Source organism: Acinetobacter gyllenbergii, assembly GCF_001682515.1.
In the GTDB taxonomy this organism is placed as follows: domain Bacteria; phylum Pseudomonadota; class Gammaproteobacteria; order Pseudomonadales; family Moraxellaceae; genus Acinetobacter; species Acinetobacter gyllenbergii.
This window is the reverse complement of the sequence record NZ_KV575276.1, coordinates 1-4,633: the sequence shown is the minus strand read 5'-3', so window position 1 is coordinate 4,633 and position 4,633 is coordinate 1. Positions and strand designations below refer to the sequence as shown.

Sequence of the window (4,633 nt, the reverse complement as noted above, 5' to 3'; positions counted from 1 at the left end):
TGATCCAGTTAAACAGGAAGAATATTTACGTCAATATTCCCCTGAATATGCTAAAGCGAGTCAATCCAATCAAGATTGGGGTATGGGCGGTAATAAGAGTCGAGCGGTGAATGCGGTCACGATGGCAGTGACGGGTGCATTGGGTGGACAAACCGATATGCAGGTTGTAGCGAATACACTTGCGCCTTATGTTGCACAAGGAATCGGGCAGCAGTTTGGACATGGTGAAGACAAGAACAAAGCGGCTCAACTGGTCAGCCATGCGATTTTGGGCGCAACGCTTGCTTATGTGAATGGTGGGAATCCCGCAGCAGGCGGCAGTGCAGCGGTTGCAAGTGAAGCAGCAGCAGACTATTTAGCAAACCAGTATAAGGATAATCCTGCTTATCAAAATGAGAAGGGCGAATTTATGCCAAATCTGTTACCCGAAGATGTGAAGACACAAATTCGAGATTTGACTGCAGCCATTGGAGCAGTGGTTGGGGGAACAGTTGGAGATTCGGCATTTGAAGCGCAGATCTCTGGTGTGGTTGCTCAGAATGCCGTGGAGAATAATAAAACCTCTGTTAAACAGGATATTAAACATGCCTTAACCTGTTGGGGAGCGGAATGCCGTCAGCAATATAAAGACTTAGATGTCGCACAGCAAGCAGCCTATCAGAAAGGTAAGGATCAAGCGGTCACTAAGTTTGTTAATGATTTGAAGAATTTACCTAATGTACCCAAAGAGCTATATGATGCTCTGAAAAATGATCCTCAAGGTACAGCGAAGGCAATCTATGAAGGGGTAAAACAAATCCCAGGAGACCTCATAGACACAGGTAAAACAATAGCTACTGTGAATACAGTAGGAGATACCCCAGCCGAATTTGAAAAATTGGGTGAAGCTGATATGGCACTTTCACTTAATGCCTTAACAGGCTTGATAAGTGCGGGATCAGTTACAGTAGTGAAGAAAGGTGGAAAGGTTGTTATTGAAGCTGCAAAAAAAGTTAAGTTGAAAGCAGATTTTGATCAGAATTTGAATGTTCAGGTGAATGGTATATCTGGAAATAGAGCGGTATCTGATTCCAATACTTCTATAATTGATGAGGAAAAAGCTGCTTTAGAGCGAATAAAGACGAATGCTAAAGGAGTAGATTTATCAATTAAACAAAATGATACCGTTATTAATCAGCAGGCAAGTAAGCGAGTTGGTCAAGTAACAGCTCCAATTGATTTTGATGGGCATATTTTAAATGCAGAAATTAAGAAAAATGGTAATGTTGTTGGGGGACACTCTACTGCTAGTGGTAATATTAAAATTCTACAAACTATAGGGAAACCTGATAAAAATGGAGTATATGAGGCTAAGATAGCTGTTGCTGATCCTAATAAAAATGGACAGTATTTGCCTAAAACAAATAATCAAGGAAGGTCTACAATGTTTCCTGAGTCTTGGACTACTGATAGATTAAAAGTAGAAGTTGATGGTGCATATAAAAGTAGGATTCAGCATCCAGATCCTCAAAAGGCAGCAAAAGGTATGTGGTATGGACGAACTCCATCAGGAGTTGCTGTTGAAGGTTACACGCAGCCCAATACAACTGTTTATCCGTTATATGGTAAATGAGGTTTAATATGAGTTTAATATTTTATTATATAAAATACCCTGAATTAATAGATTTAATTGCTACAATAAAATCTGATGGTTTCGGAGGAGAGGAGGAGGAGATTATTGCTTCCTATTTGATTGATAATGGTGGTTCATCATTGGAGTCATATATTAACTTACTAGAAGAAAATGTTTTTAAATTGGAAAGTTTATCAATTATTAATGCCGATATTAGTAGTAATTCTTATGGGGCTGAAATTTTTGGTAATATAGTGAAAATTTATTGTTTTTATGATGAAGATAAAGAGTATGAAGTTAATAGGTTAGATTTATTAAAAATAACGAGGTGTTGGCTGGATTTTATACAAAAAAAACCTATTGAAAATTATCAAGAAAAACATGATTTATAAAATTTTGATTAATATGAGAAAACATTTGATTATGTGGGTGGTTTTAAACCTGGCTTTAGTAATATAGGTAAACGTGATATTCGCCAAACAAATTTAGGTAAATTAGGAGATGAGGGGGATGTAGGTGGGCATGCCAAAGCCTGTTCTTTAGGAGGGACATGTGATAATTTTAATTTATTTCCACAAAATAGTAATTTCAATAACTCAGCTTATAAAAAGTGGGAAAATGAGTTACGTGGCGCATTAAAGGATGGTGATCAAGTTGGAATGGTCAAAGTAAAATTTGATAGATCAAATCCCGCTAATATTAGGCCTGACTCGGTTGAAATTGAGTATAGTATTAATGGTAAAATTAAAAATAAATTCTTTAAAAATGAGGCAGCTCCTAAATGAGTAATATTATAGAGAAGCAAACAAACATTTTGAATAAACTATTGAATATTATGGTTGATAGTATCGATGGCGAATATGATAGTGTTGTTTGTAATTTTGAATATGATCATGGCCACAAAGACGGGTCATCATCTACAGGAGCGGAACTATCTTATTCCATTAACTCAGAAAATAGATGTATTGGGATTAATGAAATGAGAGTTGTAGATAGTTTAATTAGAGAATTACATGAAGTAATGAAATCTCATACAGGTGGTGATTGGAAAGAGTTTATTTTGAGTGTGGATGAAAATGGTAGAGCTCATACTAAGTTCATCTATGATGAAAAATAAAGTTTTTTATAGGTAATTTATAAGTTTAGAAGCATGTCATATTGGCATGCTTTTTTTATTAAATTTTGATAAGGACAAGCTTCAGAAAGAAATCAATCTACAGATGGATGTGACCAAAAAGTTTGATGCCAATCGTCAAGAAGCTGGAATTACAGTTGGTAATATTGTACAAGCACTTGAAGCTACAGGGCAGGCAATAGATGGGGCGAAGCAGGCACATGCCATAGCAAATAAAATTGAGCAAGAAAATCAAAAACTAAGTCCAGAAGATCAACTACTATTTGGAAACTTGATTATAGAGCTTTCACAAAGCCAAAAAGTTGAGGCAACGGATAGCTATTATCCTCTTATTGTCGGGGCTGGAGAGGTGCTTGCAATGGCAGCAGGCGCATGTGCAAAAAGTCCAGCTTGTGTAAGTGCGACAGTTAATGCATTAGGAGCAGTAGGAGTTGCAATCTTAAGTGAGCAATCTGAGGATAAAGACAAAAAGTCTACACCAAAGCCATTACCATCAACTTCTGGTAATTCCGCAACAGGTATGCCACCTGAACCTGATGATGGGCAAGATGAGTCTTTAGATAATATCAGAGCACCAAATAGTAGGCATAATGCTTCATCTGTTACACAAAGATCTCAAACGAAAGAAAATAATACTGTAGTAACTCGGTCAGTAAATATGGATAAAGATACTCAACTGATTAAAAGTGGGAGTGCAAGAAATATTGGTAGAGACTCTAATTCAGGTGATCTTCTACATAAACTTCCGAACGGAAGGGTTTATGCCGAAAAAAGTAACGGCCAATTGTATCCTCATTCTGGACCAGGTGTTCATGCGCTGGATAGAGGGGCTTATAATGCATTAGGTGTTTATAATAAATTTGGTAGAACTGATACAGCTGAAACTATTTTAAAGAGTATGAAGATTACACCACAGGCAAGAAGTGCTGCACTTAAAGTTTTAAAGGAAAATTCAAAATGAGTGTTTTTTTCGAAAGAAAATTGGATACAACCTTAATTGAAAATTTTATCCATGAAGTTTTTAATATAAAAAATTCTGAAATAAAAGTATTTGAACAGGATGATTTTTTCAATGGGGAGTATTTGAATGTTGATGAAAAAATTAAATGTTTATGTACATATAGATACCTAAATGGAGATGCTAAAACCATTGTTGATCTTTATAGAATTGAAGATCAAAGCCCAAAAACGATGGTGGAGAGATTAAAGAAATTATTTGGTGAAAATAAGTGGGATGGAGGTGTTTATATAGAAAATATCGATGGAGATTATTTGTTTTTTAATAATTCATTTGCAATACCTGTTCTTATTGATGATGATAATCTTGAAGATAATGAGGTTTTTTTTACAAAAAAATATTAATTATTATTAAGATAAGTCCTGATACAGAGAAATCAACATGATTTCTTTGCATCGACATAAAAGTAAAAGTTGGTTTTATTTTAAACACTCTAAATTTTATTTTTAGTGTGCAGTAAGTACAAGTCGATGCCAAAGAGCTGAATATCGAGAGTTTGCAAAACAAGGCAAGCTATAAGAGCAAACAGCAGAATGTAGAAGATCAGGTTACGGTTGGATATGGAGCCTCTGCATCAGGTAGTTTTAGTAAATCCAATATCAATGTCTATCATGCTTCGGTGAGTGAGCAATCAGGTTTGTTTGCTGGAGATGGTGGTTACCATGTCAAAGCACATCAAGTAGATCTCAAAGGTGGTGCAATTGTTTCAACAGCAAGCAAAGACAACAATAACCTGACTGCCAACAGCCTGACCTTTAGCGATATTAAAAACCAAAGTCAGTATGACGCGAAAAGTGTCAGTTTATCTGGTGGAACAAGCTCTGCGAAAGATGGTAACGCTGCGAATCCAACCAATAATGAGAATTGG

6 protein-coding genes and 1 pseudogene are annotated in these 4,633 nt (G+C 36.1%); all 7 read left to right on the top strand.

The window, feature by feature from the left end:
• On the top strand, nucleotides 1-1,612 hold a 1,612-nt coding region (locus NG55_RS20340; protein ID WP_407638716.1), incomplete at its 5' end, for an EndoU domain-containing protein.
• Between the two features lie 8 nt (nucleotides 1,613-1,620).
• Nucleotides 1,621-2,004, top strand: coding sequence for a DUF5376 family protein (locus NG55_RS20335; RefSeq protein WP_065344261.1), 384 nt, complete (start codon nucleotides 1,621-1,623; stop codon nucleotides 2,002-2,004).
• Nucleotides 2,005-2,037: 33 nt separating this feature from the next.
• Nucleotides 2,038-2,397 (top strand): DNA/RNA non-specific endonuclease, encoded by a 360-nt coding sequence (locus tag NG55_RS20330; protein WP_081409023.1) that lies wholly within the window; start codon nucleotides 2,038-2,040, stop codon nucleotides 2,395-2,397.
• Nucleotides 2,394-2,729: a hypothetical protein gene (locus NG55_RS20325; protein WP_065344260.1), complete on the top strand. Its 336-nt coding sequence runs from the start codon at nucleotides 2,394-2,396 to the stop codon at nucleotides 2,727-2,729. Before NG55_RS20330 ends, NG55_RS20325 begins: the two co-directional genes overlap by 4 nt.
• Before the next feature lie 46 nt (nucleotides 2,730-2,775).
• The gene (locus NG55_RS20320; RefSeq protein ID WP_065344259.1) at nucleotides 2,776-3,708 is read left to right on the top strand and encodes a hypothetical protein; all 933 of its coding nucleotides are present in this window, start codon (nucleotides 2,776-2,778) and stop codon (nucleotides 3,706-3,708) included.
• Nucleotides 3,705-4,109, top strand: coding sequence for a hypothetical protein (locus tag NG55_RS20315; RefSeq protein WP_004653210.1), 405 nt, complete (start codon nucleotides 3,705-3,707; stop codon nucleotides 4,107-4,109). Before NG55_RS20320 ends, NG55_RS20315 begins: the two co-directional genes overlap by 4 nt.
• Nucleotides 4,110-4,261: 152 nt before the next feature.
• A pseudogene (locus NG55_RS20310) lies at nucleotides 4,262-4,633 on the top strand (hypothetical protein); the annotation flags it as partial.